This window comes from Blautia luti (assembly GCF_013304735.1).
Lineage (GTDB): Bacteria > Bacillota > Clostridia > Lachnospirales > Lachnospiraceae > Blautia_A.
This window is the reverse complement of the sequence record NZ_JAAITI010000019.1, coordinates 1-17,475: the sequence shown is the minus strand read 5'-3', so window position 1 is coordinate 17,475 and position 17,475 is coordinate 1. Positions and strand designations below refer to the sequence as shown.

Annotated in this window: 19 protein-coding genes and 1 pseudogene; 5 read left to right on the top strand and 15 right to left on the bottom strand. The window is 39.1% G+C overall.

Annotated features, from left to right (window positions below; all coding sequences use genetic code 11):
* Window positions 1-20 precede the first annotated feature (20 nt).
* The 3 genes from G5B06_RS11200 to G5B06_RS11190 form a co-directional block, all read right to left on the bottom strand.
* On the bottom strand, window positions 21-260 hold the full coding sequence (locus tag G5B06_RS11200) for a hypothetical protein (protein ID WP_148446772.1): 240 nt from the start codon (window positions 258-260) through the stop codon (window positions 21-23).
* Window positions 261-377: 117 nt separating this feature from the next.
* Entirely contained in the window at window positions 378-1,160 is a 783-nt protein-coding gene (locus G5B06_RS11195; RefSeq protein ID WP_173772063.1) for a ZIP family metal transporter, read from the bottom strand.
* Between the two features lie 223 nt (window positions 1,161-1,383).
* Window positions 1,384-3,084, bottom strand: coding sequence for a recombinase family protein (locus G5B06_RS11190; RefSeq protein WP_173772062.1), 1,701 nt, complete (start codon window positions 3,082-3,084; stop codon window positions 1,384-1,386).
* Between the two features lie 288 nt (window positions 3,085-3,372).
* On the opposite strand from G5B06_RS11190, the gene cptIN reads away from it, so the two are divergent.
* Window positions 3,373-3,861 carry a type III toxin-antitoxin system CptIN family toxin gene (gene cptIN / locus G5B06_RS11185; protein ID WP_015528542.1) on the top strand — a complete coding sequence of 163 codons (489 nt, stop codon included), beginning with the start codon at window positions 3,373-3,375 and terminating at the stop codon, window positions 3,859-3,861.
* A 39-nt stretch (window positions 3,862-3,900) separates the two neighbouring features.
* Here the strand turns inward: cptIN and G5B06_RS19245 are convergent, their stop codons facing one another.
* A complete protein-coding gene (locus G5B06_RS19245; RefSeq protein WP_004844681.1) occupies window positions 3,901-4,035 on the bottom strand; it encodes a hypothetical protein in 135 nt (44 codons plus the stop codon).
* 249 nt (window positions 4,036-4,284) lie between these two features.
* Between G5B06_RS19245 and G5B06_RS11180 the strand changes: the two genes are divergently transcribed.
* On the top strand, window positions 4,285-6,537 hold the full coding sequence (locus tag G5B06_RS11180) for a tetratricopeptide repeat protein (protein WP_044921378.1): 2,253 nt from the start codon (window positions 4,285-4,287) through the stop codon (window positions 6,535-6,537).
* A gap of 62 nt (window positions 6,538-6,599) precedes the next feature.
* Here G5B06_RS11180 and G5B06_RS11175 read toward each other — a convergent pair whose 3' ends face one another.
* The 11 genes from G5B06_RS11175 to G5B06_RS11125 all read right to left on the bottom strand — a co-directional run bounded on the left by G5B06_RS11175 (window position 6,600) and on the right by G5B06_RS11125 (window position 15,827).
* A complete protein-coding gene (locus tag G5B06_RS11175; protein WP_173772060.1) occupies window positions 6,600-7,367 on the bottom strand; it encodes a carboxymuconolactone decarboxylase family protein in 768 nt (255 codons plus the stop codon).
* Window positions 7,368-7,382: 15 nt separating this feature from the next.
* Window positions 7,383-7,937, bottom strand: a complete 555-nt coding sequence (locus G5B06_RS11170) for a flavin reductase family protein (RefSeq protein WP_044922392.1) — start codon at window positions 7,935-7,937, stop codon at window positions 7,383-7,385.
* A 20-nt stretch (window positions 7,938-7,957) separates the two neighbouring features.
* The gene (locus G5B06_RS11165) at window positions 7,958-8,461 is read right to left on the bottom strand and encodes a flavodoxin (protein WP_021650495.1); all 504 of its coding nucleotides are present in this window, start codon (window positions 8,459-8,461) and stop codon (window positions 7,958-7,960) included.
* A 128-nt stretch (window positions 8,462-8,589) separates the two neighbouring features.
* A complete protein-coding gene (locus G5B06_RS11160) occupies window positions 8,590-9,591 on the bottom strand; it encodes an aldo/keto reductase (protein ID WP_055164069.1) in 1,002 nt (333 codons plus the stop codon).
* Window positions 9,592-9,735: 144 nt separating this feature from the next.
* Window positions 9,736-10,422, bottom strand: coding sequence for a flavodoxin (locus tag G5B06_RS11155; protein ID WP_055164066.1), 687 nt, complete (start codon window positions 10,420-10,422; stop codon window positions 9,736-9,738).
* Window positions 10,423-10,467: 45 nt separating this feature from the next.
* Complete coding sequence (locus G5B06_RS11150) at window positions 10,468-11,100, bottom strand: flavodoxin family protein (protein WP_006427000.1); 633 nt, start codon at window positions 11,098-11,100, stop codon at window positions 10,468-10,470.
* Between the two features lie 18 nt (window positions 11,101-11,118).
* Window positions 11,119-12,006 (bottom strand): aldo/keto reductase, encoded by an 888-nt coding sequence (locus G5B06_RS11145; protein WP_015528535.1) that lies wholly within the window; start codon window positions 12,004-12,006, stop codon window positions 11,119-11,121.
* A 117-nt stretch (window positions 12,007-12,123) separates the two neighbouring features.
* Window positions 12,124-13,050, bottom strand: coding sequence for a prolyl oligopeptidase family serine peptidase (locus G5B06_RS11140; RefSeq protein ID WP_173772058.1), 927 nt, complete (start codon window positions 13,048-13,050; stop codon window positions 12,124-12,126).
* A 17-nt stretch (window positions 13,051-13,067) separates the two neighbouring features.
* Complete coding sequence (locus G5B06_RS11135; protein WP_044922381.1) at window positions 13,068-13,760, bottom strand: DUF4405 domain-containing protein; 693 nt, start codon at window positions 13,758-13,760, stop codon at window positions 13,068-13,070.
* Between the two features lie 3 nt (window positions 13,761-13,763).
* On the bottom strand, window positions 13,764-14,822 hold the full coding sequence (locus G5B06_RS11130) for an alpha/beta hydrolase (protein ID WP_242844396.1): 1,059 nt from the start codon (window positions 14,820-14,822) through the stop codon (window positions 13,764-13,766).
* Between the two features lie 114 nt (window positions 14,823-14,936).
* Window positions 14,937-15,827: a LysR family transcriptional regulator gene (locus G5B06_RS11125; RefSeq protein ID WP_015521527.1), complete on the bottom strand. Its 891-nt coding sequence runs from the start codon at window positions 15,825-15,827 to the stop codon at window positions 14,937-14,939.
* 237 nt (window positions 15,828-16,064) lie between these two features.
* Here G5B06_RS11125 and G5B06_RS11120 point away from each other — a divergent pair, with 237 nt between their 5' ends.
* The 3 genes and pseudogenes from G5B06_RS11120 to G5B06_RS11110 form a co-directional block, all read left to right on the top strand.
* Window positions 16,065-16,448, top strand: a complete 384-nt coding sequence (locus G5B06_RS11120; RefSeq protein ID WP_055164063.1) for a hypothetical protein — start codon at window positions 16,065-16,067, stop codon at window positions 16,446-16,448.
* Window positions 16,449-16,466: 18 nt separating this feature from the next.
* The gene (locus tag G5B06_RS11115) at window positions 16,467-17,183 is read left to right on the top strand and encodes a replication initiator protein A (protein ID WP_055164060.1); all 717 of its coding nucleotides are present in this window, start codon (window positions 16,467-16,469) and stop codon (window positions 17,181-17,183) included.
* A pseudogene (locus tag G5B06_RS11110) lies at window positions 17,180-17,475 on the top strand (ATP-binding protein); the annotation flags it as partial. The gene G5B06_RS11115 and the pseudogene G5B06_RS11110, both read left to right, overlap by 4 nt.

Below are 17,475 nucleotides of genomic sequence, written 5' to 3'. Positions count from 1 at the left end.
CCCCCTTGTCTGCAACCTGTTTATTTCTTGTTTTTTCTTATCTCCTCATATACCCCATATCCGAGAAACAAAATTCCGACGATCAGTGCAACAGCAGAAGCGATTGACAGGAAAGGCCCCACATACCCCAGTCCGGCAGCAAATAATGTGGCATCCCAGGTATTCACACCGCTCATAAATATCGCAGCTGAGATGTATTTTGCAGAGATCAGGATTGCCGATATCAGACAGAAAACTGCGCCGATGCCTTTATTATTCATTTTTTGTTCCTCCTTTTCTTGTGGTTGATAGGTAGAGCATATCATATATGTAGGGTGTATTGCTACTCTATTCAAATTTTTACCTATTTTTTCATACGTGCGAAATAAACAGACCAATCATCCCAACGCCACATCTAATATCATCATAAAGGAAAAACCTGTTGCTAAAAATATGGTTCCAATATTCGAATGCTCCCCTGTTGACATTTCCGGGATCAGCTCCTCAACCACTACATAGATCATAGCACCGGCAGCAAGACTGAGTAAATACGGCAAAACCGGAATAATAAGATCCGCTGCCAGAATTGTGAGTATTGCTCCAAAAGGTTCTACAATTCCTGACAGCACACCACTTATAAATGCCTTTCCTTTTCCCATGCCTTCAGAGCGAAGGGGCATGGAAATGATCGCACCCTCCGGAAAATTCTGAATTGCAATTCCTATAGAAAGTGCCATCATTCCCTTAAATGTGATATGAGTATTTCCTATGAGATATCCCGCGCAAACCACGCCAACCGCCATTCCTTCCGGAATATTATGTAACGTTACTGCCAGGACCATCATTGTCGTTTTCTGAAACTTACTCTTCGGACCTTCGGCGCTGTCACTGTACTGGTGAATATGTGGAATCACATGATCCAGCAAAAGCAAAAACAACACTCCTGCCCAAAAGCCTGCCACTGCCGGTACAAAAGAAAATTTTCCCAGTTTCTCCGACTGTTCAATTGACGGAAGCAAAAGGCTCCAAACAGAAGCAGCCACCATAACTCCTGACGCAAAGCCAGTCAGTGCCCTCTGCACGTGTGCATTTAAATTTTTTTTCATAAAAATCACACAGGCCGCTCCCACAGAAGTACCCAAAAACGGGATCAGAATTCCATAGAATACATTTATGTTCATTTTAGCGTTCCTCCTTTTTGTCATGTGTTAGTTATAGCTAACTTATTGTTTTAAAAGAAGCCATGTGAATTTCTAATATTCTTATCCACATGGCCTTATTTGTTTAAGTATAGCACTTTCATTTTATTTCCACAAGACACTTCTTAATTTTCTGAACTCATGCTTGTGTGTCAAGCGGATATTCGCAATCCGCTTCGCTACTTGCTCATAACCAAATATATTATTATCTCTCCGCTCCATATTTATCTTTTCTCGAAATCAACGCTATCGTCTCAACGGTACTTTCGTTGTCCCAACAAAGTTCCTGTGTCTCCCTGTCTCCAAAATACACCGGAAAACGGAACTTTATGTGCTTCAGGAATCTGCCATCTGGCTGCTCCTGCTCGTAAATGTCCACCTGTTCCACAAAGCTGTTAAGAAATTCTTTCTTCTCCAGGTCGGTGAACTTATCATATAGTTTATCAAAATATAAAAGAAATTGATAGACGTTTTCTTCTGATATTTTCTGTTGCTGAATATTCAGCAGGCGATTCTTTACTTCCTCTATACTGTTCTCCACGCCTTCAATCTCATCATACAAACGGTATAACCTTGTCTCCATATCCTGATATTTCTTCTCATAAAATTTATCCATAATATCCAGACTGTCCATCTGCTGTCCAAGTCTTGCTTTTGCTCCGGTCAACTGCCTGTGCTGCTTTTCCAATCCTTCAATCTCTTTTTCTATTTCTTCTGTATCTATTCTTGAACCGATTTTATTCAGTATTGCTTCCTCAAACTTTGGATTCTTCACCAACTTCCGAATAACTTCTTCCACTGCATTGTTAATCTTCTCCTCACTCCATTGTTTACGATATCCACATTTATGACCATCTACCAGGCGACGATGTTTGCAGGCATAATAGAAATAATCCTTATATAAAGTTCCGTCTTTCTTTTTCTTTCGATTCACGTTTCCATACATACCGCTTCCACATAACGGGCATCTCAATATTCCAGATAAAATATGCTCATGATCGAGACTATGTGTCTTTTCATATTTCACACCTGTTTTTTCTCGTTTTTGATGGGCCAACTCCCAGTCTGTTTCTGAAACAATCCCTTCATGGATACCATCGTGCAGCATATAATTTTCCTGTTTTACAATGCGATATTCATTTCTTGTTCCTGAAACTTTCTCGTTCTTCCTTCGTCCATAAGCCAGCTTTCCACAGTATACCGGATTATCCAGAACACCTTTTATAAACGAAGAAGCAAATGCGTCCAGTGTATTATTCTGTCGTTTTTTCTTTTTATATCCGTGCTGGTTCAGCCATGCAGCAATCGCAGAGATTCCCATATTTGTATGAATAAATTTGTCATAAATCAGACGAATAATCTCCGCTTCGTCCTCTGCAATCTGTAATTCTCCATTTACCAATTCATAACCATATGGAGCGAATCCTCCGTTCCATTTTCCTTCCCTGGCTTTCTGCTTACGTCCTTCCATTGTCTGAACAAGGATATTCTCTCGTTCAATCTCTGCCACCGCAGACAGAACAGAAATCATCAGCTTTCCACTATCTTTTGAGCTGTCAATTCCATCTTCTACACAAATCAGATTCACTCCAAAATCCTGCATCCTCTGCAAAGAATTTAATACATCTGCCGCATTACGACCGAATCTGGAAAGCTTGAACACCAATACAAACTGTACCTCATCTGTTCCATTCTCAATATTATCCAACATTCTCTGAAATTCCGGTCTGCCCTCTACGCTCTTTCCAGATTTACCTTCATCGGAATACTCATTTACGATTTCCATGTTCTGAAATTCCGCATATCTTTTGAGTTTTTCTTTCTGAGCATCTAGACTGTATCCATCTACCTGCATGGTTGTGGATACTCTGGTATATATATCGCATTTAATCTTTTTATTCTTCATAATCTTCCTCGCAATATAACTCCGTTTTGTTGTCCCAACTTTATTTTAGTACTTGTTCCAACTATTTTCAATACTTCTTTTTATTTTTTATTGACATATTTTCGTTACAACCATATAATAATGATAGAGACAGGATTTCTGTCATCGAAAATATTGTTCGCCTACCGTTGGCGGCTTATAAGTGATCGGCTCGAAAATATTGTTCGCTCACCGGAAGCGTCTAATAAATGTCCGGCTCGAAAATTTCGGCCCTGCCGCATGGCAGGGCTTATTTTATAGGTGATAAACATGATATATCAAGAAGGATACGTTTACCATATTAAAGATGAATACTTTGAAAAAGTACAGGATTCCAACTTAATGCAGAACAAAGAGGGCGGTACATACCGTCCTACTTTTTACTGTCTGCGTGACAATAAAACTTCTCTGTTATGGATGGTTCCACTCAGTTCTCGTGTAGAAAAGTTTAAAGCAATACACGATAAACAGGTGGCTAAATACGGAAAGTGCCTAACGATTGTTTTAGGTGAATTTGATGGAAAAGAAGCTGCTTTTCTTCTCCAGAATATGTTTCCAATCAGAGAGTACTATCTTGACCATATACATACTCGAAATAATAATCCGGTTCCTGTTAAGCATTCCATTCACAGGGAAGTAACAACACGTATGAAAAAAATTCGTCAACTTCATTCCAGAGGCAAAAAAGTGGTATTTCCAGATATTGACCGACTAGAGCAGATTATGCTTGCAGAAGTAAAAGATAACGCAACCGAATAATTTCACAAAAAAGCGACAGCCTGATTTACATTTTGTATTTCAGGAAACTGCCGCTTCTTTTTCTTCCTTATTCTGTTTTTCTTCCTCCAACTCCCGGAGGACTTCTTCGCCGTACTTATCAATCATCCGTACCAGAAAATCAATGCACCGCTCAAATTCAATATTCTGTTGCATAAGCTCCTCCCGTTATTGTTTGTTCTGAGCTTATTTTACAGAACCTGCCTGAAAACCACATTGAATAGGAATTGATTGTAAATTGACACAATCACTTTAAAAATATCCGTATTTCCTTGAATCGAATGTATGTTCGTGTTATGATAGATATACTCAATCTTAACTACGAAAGGGGAATTTCTATTGAATCGATGCGATTTTTCTTCTATTAGCACTTGCTTAAAAAATCATATCAGCGAAAGTAATCAAATGAGTCAGCCTGATTTTTTATACGAATTATTTGAAGATTTTATGGATGATCCGGCAAATCAGGATTTTTCAATGGATAACGGTCTGGTTTGCCGCTGGATGACTGGTCAGGCTAAAATCAGTCCTAAAATATCCGCTTACTATTCCAAGCCATCCAATCAGGAAAAATTAGCCCATACCATCCACCAGAATCTTCTTCCACTGATGTCTGACTGTAATATGGCTATACAAGATATTTACACTTTATTCATTCAGGATGACAGCATCTCAGATGCGAAAAAGAAAAATCTGACTCCCTTATATAAACCAGCCAGTTCAAGACTGCTGTTTCTTGCAAAACTGATTTCTTTTGGCATGGAACGCCAATTCATCAAACGTAATACCAAAAATCAGAAGCTGCTCGCCGGAGGCGCTTTATCCCCCATTGTGCTGGATTATATTATGGACAGTGAGGTTCCGAAACCATGCCGTCATTTTATCGGAAGAGATAAAGAACTGGAAGAATTATATACCATGCTTGAGGAAAACCGTCATGTTTTTCTTTGTGGAATCGCCGGAATCGGAAAAAGTGAACTTGCCAAAGCCTACGCAAAGCGGTACATAAAGCAATACACCAATATCCTTTATGTAGAATATACCGGCAATCTTCATCAGGATATTACTGACATGGATTTTATTGACGATCTGCCGGAAAGCACTGAACAGGAACGGTTTCAAAGACATAACCGTTTCCTTCGTTCCCTGAAATCCGATACTCTGCTTATCATAGATAATTTTAATGTCACTGCGACACAGGACAGCTTTCTGTCAGTAGTATTAAAATATCGCTGCCAGATTTTGTTTACAACCAGAAGCAAACTGGATGAATACTGTACTCTGCCATTAAAAGAAATAGAGAATATGAACGCTCTCTTCCAGCTGGCATCAGTATTTTATTCAGAGGCAGACACGTACCGGGCAACAGTTGAAAAGATCATCGAAACTGTTCATTCTCATACTTTTGCCGTGGAACTGGCAGCAAAACTTCTGGAAAATGGAATCTCAACTCCAGACCAGTTATTAACAAGACTTCAGGTGGAAAAAGCATCTTTCCATAACGAAGATAAAATTAAAATAATCAAAGATGGACAAAGCAGCAAAGCCACCTATTACAGTCATATCCATACGCTGTTTTCTTTATACACTTTATCTCTTGAACAGCAGGATATCATGTGTAATATGTGCTTTCTTCCTTCCACCGGTATTTCTGCCCGTATATTTGCCAAATGGCTGGAACTGCCCACACTAAATGAAATCAACGATTTAATTGAGACTGGTTTCGTTCAGACAACAACACGTCGCACTATCTCTCTGCATCCGATGATTCAGGAAATCACCCTTTCAGAGACAAAACCATCTGTAACTCGCTGCCACATATTACTGGATTCTTTACAGCACATATGTTTAATGCATGGAATGGAAGTTGATTATTACAAGAAACTGTTTCAAACAATCGGAAATATCATAGAATTGATTGAAAAGGATGATATACCAAAGTATCTGCTTTTTCTGGAAAATGCATTTCCATACATGGATAACTATAACTACCACAAAGGTATGAATGGAATCATTCAGGAATTGAAATGTCTATTAAAAACAAAAAGTATTGGCACCGACTCCGACCGGGCATTATTACTGGATTTTCAGGCAACTCTTGAAACTAAACCTGAAAAAGCAATAAAACTGGAAAAAGATGCACTTGCCCAGATAGAAACTATCACTGTTGACAATGCTCGCCTTGTTTCCAACCTTCATGCCAATCTCGGTGGACTTTACCGCATGAACGGTCATCCCGATCTTGCAAGAGAACACATGGAAAAAAGTATCTCACTGCTTGACCAATTTAACCTGCTTCATATAAATGACAGCATACCTCAGATTGCCAATTATGCAATGTTCCTGACAGAACAGCAGGAACCCGAAAGAGGAATCTCCGAATTGCAAAAATTATCCGGCATCATCAAGGAATACCATTCCGATCACTGTCTGGATTATGCCAAAGTACAGGAAACCCTTGGAACCATTTATCTAATGACTGCCAATCTTCCGCAAGCCAAAACACATTTTAAAAGAGCTTTCAAAATATATGAAAAGATCTGGACTGATGAACCAGAAATGATTGAAGCAAAATATCAGGAAATCCAGGAGTTATATCCACAGGTTGGTTTCTTTCTTGGACAACAGCTATCAGACTTTTTAACAAAACAGACATAATTTTACGGCGGACATAATTGTTCGCCGTAAAATTTCTTTTTCCCACTTTTGGGAGAAAGTACTTATTTCAGTTTTCCATATATCTCATCCGTTACTATTTCACACCATTCGGATGATGTTTTTTCTCCCGGTACTTCAATTGCCAGATGTGAAAACCATTCATCTGGTGCTGCTCCATGCCAGTGTTTTACTTCTGCCGGAATATTGACACAATCTCCGGGTTTCATTTCTACTGCTTCTTTTCCTTCTTCCTGATAGTATCCACGTCCTGCAATGCAGATAAGAATCTGTCCGCCTCCGCTTTTTGCATGATGAATATGCCAGTTATTTCTGCAACCAGGTTCAAAAGTCACATTGAAAATTCCAACCTGTGACGTAGACACAGGAGCCAAAAAACTTTTCCCTGTAAAATATTGTGCAAATTTATCATTTGGCTCTCCAATCGGGAATATCATCTTTTTAGCATGAGCTCTCATTGCTTCATCTTCATATGAAAGATCACCTTTGTCTATACTCCAGACATCTTTTGCAAGATTGAATGCCGCCCATCCTTTTGGCCACCCTGCATAAAATGCTATATGGGTAATCACGGCTGCAATTTCTTTCTGAGTCACTCCATGAGCTTTTGCATTTTCAAAATGATGTACTAAAGATGTATTAATCATTCCTGAAGCGATAAGTGCTGTGACTGTTATAATACATCTTGTCTTTACATCAATATCCTGATTATTCCAGTTTTCTCCAAACAAAACATCATCATTAAAATGTGCAAACTGTGGTGCAAATTCATTCAGTGCGTTTCTTCCTGCTGTCTGTACAATTTTTTTCACTTTAATCACCTGTCCTTATTTTAACTTTGCTCCATCCGTAAAAGCATTTCCCACACGTTCTCCAAGTCTGTAATATCCGTGATGTACCGGATCATATGTAATTGGTGTAAACTTACTAAGATCAATTTCTCCGTCATCACCGAGATATTTCTCATCTGCACTTACATTTTTAATTTCCGCAAGATACTTGCTGCCATCAATGACTTTTACAAGTTCACACTCAAGAGTCAATGGAAGTTCATTGATGATTGGTGCATTTACAAATTCACCTTTCGTTGTAGTAAAGCCTGCTTTTTTCATCTTATCTGCTTCTTTATTTGCAGAAACAATTCCCACATAATCGCAGGCAACCAGATGTTCAAGATCTGCCACCCCTACTGTAAAAGCCTTATTTTTTATAATATTGTCTGTTGTCTTATGGGCAGACAAATCTACAATAATCTCATTTGCACCTACAATTCCGCCCCATGCAGCGTTCATTGCATTTGCCTTTCCATTTTCATCATAGGTTCCCAGAATCATAACCGGCTGTGGATATAAAAATGGCTTTGCTCCAAAATTTTTTCTCATTGTTTTATCTCTCCTTATGGTTATTTGTTTATATCAGTATTTATCTGCCCAATCCATTCTGTAATCACCTCTTCTGAAGTTTCCAGATGATCTTTTCCTTTGGAATCAAACTGAATCTGCATTTCATGTGCAAAGGCAGCTCCTTTGCAATTTTCCTCCATATCTTTTATAACATGCCCCGGCCATCCACCATTTGTCATAAATGGAATCACTGTCTTTCCTGTAAAATCATTTGTTGTCAAAAATGTAAGCACTGCAGGTGCCATCGTATACCACCACGTTGGAGTTCCGATAGCAATCACATCATAATCAGCAAGATTTACAGATATCGGATTGATCTGAGGCATAAAGCCTGCCTCTACCTCTCTTTTTCCCTGTTCAACCACATCTTCATGACTGCCGCTGTATGGCTCTGTTGTTTCGATTCTCGCAATATCTGCACCTGTCCCATTAGTCAGCTGCTCTGCAATTCTTTTCGTGTTTCCATTTGACCAGGAATAATATACAACTAACATTTTCTTCATTATCTCTATTCTCCTTTACTTATTTTAACCCCTGTAAACAGATAGATATAACCCACCATGACTACCGCTAAGAAAGCCACTATTACCCCGATGGTTATCTTTTTCCTTGTTTTCATTGCTCACCTCTTTTATTTCTTCTGTATTTTTGAACCTCCAAACACCTGCGACATCGGCATATGGGCAAGCATCTCATCTATAGATTTTACTTCATCCTGAGTCAGCTTTATATCTGCTGATTCCAGATTTTCTTCCAGTCTATTTACTTTTCTTGTTCCCGGAATTGGTACGATATATGGTTTCTTTGCAAGCATCCATGCAAGAGAAATCTGTGCAGGCGTGGCATTTTTTTCTTCTGCAATCACTTTCATCCAGGACATAAATTCATTATTTTCCTTTAATCCTTCTTCTGTAAACTGTGGCATTGCGCTTCGATAATCTCCCGGCTTTTCAAATTCCCCATGGGAATGATATGCTGCTGTCAGTAATCCATTTGCAAGCGGCGAAAATGCAACAAATCCTATTTTCAATTCTTCAAGCACCGGGAATAATTTCTCATAATCCCTGTACATCATGGAATATCTGTTCTGAATCGCTGTAACCGGGCATACTTTATGTGCACGTCGAATAATCTCTTCACTGGCTTCTGATAACCCCCAGTGTGTGATTTTTCCCTGCTCCATTAACTCCTTCATAGCTCCTGCCGTCTCTTCAATCGGTACAGTCATGTCAATACGATGAATATAATATAAATCAAGATGGTCTGTGTTAAGTCTCATTAAAGATCCCTCAATCGATGCTTTAATCGTCTCCGGTCGTCCATCAGGAATCAAAGGTTTATTTACAGTTGTTGCAGTTTCATCAAAACGTATCCCACACTTTGATGCAAGGACAATTTTGTTTCTATATGGCCTTAACACTTTCCCAAGCAGTTTTTCATTGTGATGAGGGTCTTCTGTTGTTCCGTATATCTCTGCCGTATCAAAAAATGTGCAGCCTTCATCGATCGCTTTTTCAATCAATTCTTCTGCTTCTTTCTGTGTTGAAACAGTTCCATATGCATGACTCATTCCCATACATCCAAATCCGATTTCTGATACTTCTAAGTCTCTTCCTAAAATTCTTATCTCCATCTTTATCTTCCTTTTCTATATTTCAAACTTTACTGTAAGTATAAGAAAAAGAGACTCCGGACAGAAGTCTCTCTTTGTTAGGCAGTTTAAACCTAAAGGTTATGTCTTACTTATTACGATTCCTCCAAATATTTTTATATTCTTTTATAATCCAAGACTGTCTATCCATGAACTGATATCTGATTCAGACGCTCCACCATGGAATCGTTCCCCTTCTTTCCAGTCACCTGTTCCTGTCATCTCTTCCAGAAGATTACCGCTGTCACCGATTCCCGAGGTCGCTGCTGTACAGAATGGGATGACTGTTTTTCCTGTAAAGTCATTCTCTTTTACAAAGTTATCTACTGGCCATGCTGCAATTCCCCACCAGATAGGATAGCCAATGTATACCGTATCATATGAATCCCAGTTATCAACTGTTGTAGATACCAGTTCCACATCTCTTAAGCTCTCATCATCATGTTCTCTTGACACCCGGCTGTCATCATCTGTCCAGTCAAGGTCATCATCTGTATATGGCTCCACAGGCTCTATTTCAAACAGATCTGCCTCTGTAATTTTTGCTATCTTTTCAGCAACATCTTTTGTATTTCCTGAAGCTGAATAATATACAACCAATGTTTTTCCATTTCCTGTTGATGTATTTTCTGTTGTATCTGTAGTGTTTTCGGAATTTGTATCCGCTTCTTCATTCCCAGACTGGTTTGTACTTGTAGACTGGCTGTCATTATTAGAAGCAGACTGGTTGGTATTGCTTGCTCCACATCCTGCCATCAAACCGATTGCCACGATGCATGTTAAGAGTACTGCTGCTATTTTCTTTGTTTTCATTCTAAGGTCACCTCCTGTCGTATAAAATGTTTGTCACGCTAATTTCTATCGGATGAAATTGGTAAATACAAAATCCGGTGCCTTTGGCATTTCAATTCCCATTTTTGTCGCAACATTTTTACAGTTAATGAAATATGCCATATTGTTTCCAAGGATCTGCATAACCTGCATTCCTTCGAGATCCTGTTTTACTTCATCCGGATTCGTCCCATGTACCATATTCCAATATCTCGAAGTGATAATCGGCATCTGCATCAGACCAAAATATTTATTTACCTGATCCCATGTGGCCGTTGTTCCGGCCCTTCTTGCTGAAATTACCACAGCGGCAGGTTTCAGGCGGAATCTGTCGCCGCCACCGTTTAAATCGGCATAAAAGACTCTGTCCATAAAGGATGTGATTGCACCGCCTGCACCACCCCAGTGTACCGGAGTTCCAAATACGAATCCGTCATAATCCCCTGCTATTTCCAGAAATTCATTCACGATATCATCCAGGATGCATTTATTTTTTTCCTGACATTTTCTGCAGGCAATACATCCTGAAATCGGCTTGTTTCCAATCCAAAAAATATCTGTACTTATGCCATTTTCATTTAATGCACTGGATACTTCACAAAGAGCTGTATAAGTACAGCCATTTTTGTGTGGACTGCCATTGACAAGTAATACTTTCATTGATTTTTCCTCTTATGCTTACCAGTTCTTTTTTTCTTTTGAACTGTCATTATTCTTTTTTCTTTCCTCAACCATCTTCACGAACCATTCCACCATATTCGGATCCTGATGCGAGAAGAAGGAGCTTGTCTTCTTGTCCAGTTCTGCAATAGTCTTCATATCTTCATCAGAAAGTGTGAAATCAAAAACATTAAAGTTTTCTTCCATTCTCTCAATGTGTGTTGATTTCGGAATAACCACTACCCCTCTCTGAATATGCCAGCGAAGCATAACCTGTGCCGGAGTCTTCTGATATTTTTCTGCAATCTCTGCGATGACAGGATTCTCAAAGGTGCCTCCTCTGCCCTCACCGAATGGTGCCCATGCTTCTAACCGGATGTCATATTTGTCTGCCCATTCCTTCATCTCTTTCTGCTGATTGAAGATGTGGGTTTCCACCTGATTTACCATAGGTTTAATGCGGTTGAAGGATGCAAAATCAACCATTCTGTCTACATAAAAGTTGGAAATTCCGATTGCTCTGATTTTTCCCTCATCGTACAGATCTTCCAATGCATGGTAAGCACCGTAAGCATCTGAAAATGGCTGGTGAAGCAATACCAGATCCAGATAATCTGTCTTTAACTTTTTCATGGATTCAAGAACTGATTTCTTTGCTTCTTCATATCCATAATGTTCAACCCACACCTTTGTTGTAAGGAAGATTTCTTCTCTTGGAATGCCTGACTTTTGGATTGCATTCCCAACCTCTTCCTCATTAAAATAACTCTGTGCTGTATCAATCGCCCGGTATCCAACTTTTAAAGCATCAAGCACACATCTTTCACATTCCTCTTTTGTTACCTGATATACGCCATATCCCAGTATTGGCATTTTTACACCATTATTTAATGAAATATATTCCATTGTCGTATCCTCCTTGTTTTCTTTCATTCATCTTACATTCATACTATAATACTGATAGATTCCTTTGAGAAGTTTCGATAAGTTTTTCAGTCTTAACCTTTCGGTTTATTCTGGTTCTTACTGATTGAACAGCCATCCCATAATTTCTTTGTCACGACAAAACAGATAGCCACCGCCATGCTGATAAGTGACCGGTGTTCCTTCAAAGTAATCTTTATCTTTTACATCCAGTACCACCAGTTTATCAATCTCTGATTCCGATAATCCCTGTTCTTCGTAAAGCTCATGTATCTGCTGGTATGCCTTTTTAAAAGGTTCTGATCCATAGTATTCGTCGCTTTCGCCAATCACAAAATATACCGGCGTTTTTATCTCCACAACCGGCTCATATGCACCATCCCACTGAGAGCTGCACATAAGTGCCGCTGTATATAATTCCGGCTGCTTTGCCAATACCAGTGACAGGGTTTCTCCTCCTCCGGAATAACCATTAATATATACTTTCGATGGATTAATAATATAATGCGTCAGAAAATACTGTGTCAGTTCAATTGTCTGATCTGCTGATGTCTGTCCCCAGTCATTTAACTGTGGAGCTACAATAATCATATCGGTAATATACTTCTGTGCTTCAAATCCAAAATCTTCTGTCCGGATATTTTCTCCCACGCCCTGAAAATATAATCCCTGATATCCGGGTAATGTTACATATAGTGCATATTCCTTTGTCCCGTCATATGCATCCGGAATATATACATTGTAATGAATGTCCCCTTCATTTGGAGAATGAAGAACATTATCCAGGAGGAAGCCCCGGTATTCTTCGCTTCCCGGCGTAACATTTTCCAATTCATCTCCGGATGTATTTTTTTCTGTATTTTCTTTTTTCTCATTTGTCTTCTGCTGTACGGTCTGTACCTGGTTTATTGTTTGTTGATTCTTCTTTTCATCCTTGCCAGGTTTTGAAAAGTAGATATATACCATGATTACCATTGCTAAAATAACAACTCCAATAATTGTAAGTACTAATTTCCGCTTTTCCATAAATACACCACCTTCTTTCAGTATGAACCTTTTCGTTTTCTCTTACCTGTTTTCTTTAGAAACACTCCACTATAATATCCAATAAATGCAATCAATATCATTACTGCCAGATAATCCAGCAGAAAAGGAAAGATCCCCTTTTCATAATCATAAAATACAAAATGCATCCTCATAATCAGATAATCTCCTATCTGTCTCCTGTAAAATGCATATAAACCATAACCTGCAATTGTGGTTGCGACAGATCTTGCTGCCCATGTTCTGATGACGGATGGATGTTCCCATAATCGTCCTGCCATTGCTACCGCTATATTCCAATGAAATCCGAGATGTAATGACATCACCACCAGTCCCCAGTATGCGCAAAACATATGTATCTGTCTGGCTGTCATATATGTTCCGGAAATCTTTATCCATTTAAATATATAATTAGATAACAATATTCCACTTATCATGGAACCCATTATAAGAATAAGCATGATGATAACCAGTACTGTCTGTATCACTCTGAACGCATTATATTTTCCTTTCCTTACAGAGGTCACCCATTTATGATTCAGTATGTGATGTGAAATAAAAAGCACAAGCATCGCCATACCAATCCACTCATGTGCAGTCTCGCTGAGCAGACTATATGGCATAAGAAGAAGCAAACATATCGTCATTCCTATATCTATCAATATTTTTGCTGTAAATCGTTTATTTTTCATATCCTACCTCTTATCTAAAGCATTCATATTGTCTTCCCAGAAAGATATTGCACGATCAATCCATCCTTCTGCTACAGTCCCCTCTCCCAATCCAAATCCATGAGAAAGGCCTTTAAATACTTCTATTTTTGTATTTGGGCCATTTTGTTGTATCTGGGAAATATATTTTTCCATACTTCTGTATGATGCAATTCCGTCACTTGTTCCGACACAGGCATAGGTTGGAGGCTCCATTCCTGTCACCTGGGAAAGTCCTGTATACTGCATAATCACCGCAGCCGGTGCAGGATATTCTTTTTCTCCAAAGTAAGCTGTTCCATAAGAACCAAGCCAGGCCGCCATCCTTGCTCCTGCTGAGCCACCCCAGAGAGAATAATCCGTCATATCAATCTGTAGTTTCTCTGCATTTTCATGTAAAAACGCAATTGCTCTGGCAAGATCCTCACAGGCAGTCTGTGCTCCCGGACGATAAATAAGAGCAAATGCATTATAGCCTTTCTTTGACAATTCTAAGGCATGAGGAAAGCTATCATGTATTCCGGCTACATATACAAAGCCTCCTCCTGCATTGATAATCGTTGTTTTTGCTCCTGCATTTCCCCGAAAGAAAAATAAACCTGTATCCTTTTTATCCGCATCTGCCTGCATTTCTTCTTCACTGTATATTGGATAAAAAATCTGCTCACCATTCATTGCCTGATTTTTCATATAATTTACGATTTCTACTGTTTTATCGGTGTTGACTTCGCTGTACCACGGCAAAATAGAGCTGACGTCTTTTAATTTCAGATTGTCCTCTATTTCCATATCTACCGGAAATATGAGTCTGCCATAATCATCGAAAGCTGAATCATGGATAACATCATTTATATTACTTTCTGCATTAAAACTTTCTTTTTCATTCATATTGATATCCTTCTCTGTCACGCTCTCTTGCTCTGTTTTTCCTGTTTCCAGCGTTTTTTCTTCCACGATTGCCAGGTTATGGACTGTTGTGCTACACCCACTGAACATGATAACAGTCATGATGATTCCTCCAAGAGCTATCCTCTTTATCTGCATATAGTATCCTCCATTTTCACTTCAGCTAAAGTATAACAAAACGAGACTCCATTAGAAGTCTCGTTTTGTTATTCAGTATTAACCTTTAGGTTTCTACTCGCATGTATTCAATTTTTATTTTACCTTGTTAATAGCATTTATCAGCCGCTTAACCTTAATGGACGGTTTTTTCGAATGAAGAATTCCAAACGGCATAGTATAATCCCACTCTACTGGAATGATTCTGATCAGTGGATGAACACTTTCCCAGCTCTTGAATGCCAGTAATACCTCATTATTGTTTTCGCATCGGTTAAATGCTTCTACATTGTACAGATTAAAGTCTACAATATTGATTTCAGGATGATTTTTCATCATATCATCCCTTAGCATATCGCCATAATAACTCCATCCTCTTTTCATGAGCATAAGATTTTCTCCAGCCAGATCATCAAGTGTTATTTTTTCTTTTTTTGCCAGCCTGTGATGAATTGATACCGCCACACAAAATGGTTCTCTTGAAATCTCAGTGCCATCACAGCCTCTGAGTTCAAGCATTGTTTCATCAAAGATTCCAGCTATCACATCAATATTCTTTCCCATATTAGCCAGTATCTCTCTTGCATTCTCTGGTGTATTTTCAAATGTAATCAATTTAAACTTCATCTCCGGATATATTTTCTGTATCTTAGGCCAAAGTTCCACAAAAACTTCCGGTGGCGTCATCGGAGATATTCCAACACGAATGATTTCTTCATTATGATTCATTGCTTCCTGCGCCCGTATCAACGATTCTTTTGAATATTGAATCAGATATTTTGCATCCTGATAGAGCGATTTACCAGCTTCCGTAATAATAAGACCTCTGTGTGTTCTTTCAAATAGTTGCAAATTTAAGCTGTTTTCCAAAGAATTTATCTGTTTAATAACCGCAGGTGCACTTATATATAATTCTTCTGCCGCTTTACTAAAACTTCCAGCTTCTACAACGCAGATAAATGTATCAAGTTGTGGATTATACATCATGTAATTCACTCCTTTGTTCTTATATACACGTTAGCAATAACGTTTTTTATTTCTATTGGCTTAACACTTGATATTATACTTCAACTCAAAAAATATTGCATCTTTTTCTCAATTCCAACTCAATTTCCCCTCAATGCCTTTTTCCTCTGATTTTCGTATGCTTATCTCACAGCAAAGCAGTACCACACCGGTACAACCTGCTGAATCAATCAATACGATAAAAGGAGGGGATAAACCATGCAGAACAATATCCGCAACACAAACCTACGCTTTAATCTGGACAAAGAACAGCAGCGGAGAGCCTGGGAATATTTACAGACGATGGACAGGCAGGATTTTAAATCTTACAGTCAGGTAATCTCTCTTGCACTGGTAGATTATTTTGACCGCTACTACCGCACACAGGCTGATCCTTATCTGGAAACAAGAGAACGGGAAGAACTTTTTGTGAAACAGATTATAGATGCAGTGGAAAACAGTCTGAAACAGGCATTGCCACTTTTTCTTTCCGGACTGACTGCAGGCATGGTGCAAAGGGAGCCCCAAATCAGGGCGTCCTTTCCAGCACCTGAAAATTCACTGCCAGATAGTGATGTAGACTGGGATTTTCTTGGCGAATAACTGATTGGAGGTGAACACATGACGGACTTTCTGACAGCAGACACCAACCTGTCATCTTATATGATGTTTCCCCGTTTTCTTCTGGACATGGAAATAAACGAAACTGCCAAAATGCTTTATATTATCCTGCTCGACCGGGCAAGGCTTTCCCAGAAAAATGAGGGCTGGTCAGATATCGATGGTCATGTGTTCATTTACTTTACAATTGAAGCACTGGCAGAAGTTCTCCACAAAAGCCAGATGACGGTTAAAACTGCTCTGGCAGTACTGGAAAAACAGGAGCTTATCTTCCGAAAACGGCAGGGACCCGGACAGCCCAATCGAATTTATGTAAAACTCCCAAAAGAAGCCATCCACTATACAGACAGATTTCTTTCCCTAAGACAGACAGAAAACTGTCCTATTGACAGACAGGATTCTTTCCCTGATACAGACAGAAAACTGTCTGGTAATAAGAAAGAGATAAAAAAGAACAATTTAGCAATAAGAGGGAGTAAGGAGCCACTCTCATCCTATGGAAAATTTCAAAATGTTTTTCTGTCAGAAAAAGAGCTGGAAGATATCCGGCAGACAATCCCTGACTGGCAGGATTATATTGAACGCTTATCCGGTTATATGGCTTCTACCGGAAAGCAATATCAGAACCATGCAGCTACCATCATCAGTTGGGCAAGACAGGATCATCCTGCTTCCCGGCAAAGAAATTACGAAAGTGAGGAATACGAAACATTATGACAAAATTTACAGAAAAAGCAACCGCTATAACACCAAACAGAGAGATTCAGCCTGATGAATATTTTAACGAAACAGACCACCTGATCTACTGTTCCAAATGCAATACACCAAGACAATGCCGGCATGAATTACAGGGAAAAGTTCTTATTCCTTCCATCCGCTGTAAATGCCAGCAGGAAATCTTTGAGCAGGAAGAAGCCCAAAGAAAACTTCATGAAAAACAAATGGAAATAGAGCATCTTAAAACCAGTGGCTTACAGGACAAAGCACTCTACGACTACACGTTTGCCAG

What these genes read in the sequence shown, in the direction of transcription:
- G5B06_RS11200 (WP_148446772.1), bottom strand. Translation starts at nt 260, where the DNA reads ATGAATAATAAAGGCATCGGCGCAGTTTTCTGTCTGATATCGGCAATC.
- G5B06_RS11195 (WP_173772063.1), bottom strand. Translation starts at nt 1,160, where the DNA reads ATGAACATAAATGTATTCTATGGAATTCTGATCCCGTTTTTGGGTACT.
- G5B06_RS11190 (WP_173772062.1), bottom strand. Translation starts at nt 3,084, where the DNA reads ATGAAGAATAAAAAGATTAAATGCGATATATATACCAGAGTATCCACA.
- cptIN (WP_015528542.1), top strand. Translation starts at nt 3,373, where the DNA reads ATGATATATCAAGAAGGATACGTTTACCATATTAAAGATGAATACTTT.
- G5B06_RS19245 (WP_004844681.1), bottom strand. Translation starts at nt 4,035, where the DNA reads ATGCAACAGAATATTGAATTTGAGCGGTGCATTGATTTTCTGGTACGG.
- G5B06_RS11180 (WP_044921378.1), top strand. Translation starts at nt 4,285, where the DNA reads ATGAGTCAGCCTGATTTTTTATACGAATTATTTGAAGATTTTATGGAT.
- G5B06_RS11170 (WP_044922392.1), bottom strand. Translation starts at nt 7,937, where the DNA reads ATGAGAAAAAATTTTGGAGCAAAGCCATTTTTATATCCACAGCCGGTT.
- G5B06_RS11165 (WP_021650495.1), bottom strand. Translation starts at nt 8,461, where the DNA reads ATGAAGAAAATGTTAGTTGTATATTATTCCTGGTCAAATGGAAACACG.
- G5B06_RS11160 (WP_055164069.1), bottom strand. Translation starts at nt 9,591, where the DNA reads ATGGAGATAAGAATTTTAGGAAGAGACTTAGAAGTATCAGAAATCGGA.
- G5B06_RS11155 (WP_055164066.1), bottom strand. Translation starts at nt 10,422, where the DNA reads ATGAAAACAAAGAAAATAGCAGCAGTACTCTTAACATGCATCGTGGCA.
- G5B06_RS11150 (WP_006427000.1), bottom strand. Translation starts at nt 11,100, where the DNA reads ATGAAAGTATTACTTGTCAATGGCAGTCCACACAAAAATGGCTGTACT.
- G5B06_RS11145 (WP_015528535.1), bottom strand. Translation starts at nt 12,006, where the DNA reads ATGGAATATATTTCATTAAATAATGGTGTAAAAATGCCAATACTGGGA.
- G5B06_RS11140 (WP_173772058.1), bottom strand. Translation starts at nt 13,050, where the DNA reads ATGGAAAAGCGGAAATTAGTACTTACAATTATTGGAGTTGTTATTTTA.
- G5B06_RS11135 (WP_044922381.1), bottom strand. Translation starts at nt 13,760, where the DNA reads ATGAAAAATAAACGATTTACAGCAAAAATATTGATAGATATAGGAATG.
- G5B06_RS11130 (WP_242844396.1), bottom strand. Translation starts at nt 14,822, where the DNA reads ATGCAGATAAAGAGGATAGCTCTTGGAGGAATCATCATGACTGTTATC.
- G5B06_RS11125 (WP_015521527.1), bottom strand. Translation starts at nt 15,827, where the DNA reads ATGATGTATAATCCACAACTTGATACATTTATCTGCGTTGTAGAAGCT.
- G5B06_RS11120 (WP_055164063.1), top strand. Translation starts at nt 16,065, where the DNA reads ATGCAGAACAATATCCGCAACACAAACCTACGCTTTAATCTGGACAAA.
- G5B06_RS11115 (WP_055164060.1), top strand. Translation starts at nt 16,467, where the DNA reads ATGACGGACTTTCTGACAGCAGACACCAACCTGTCATCTTATATGATG.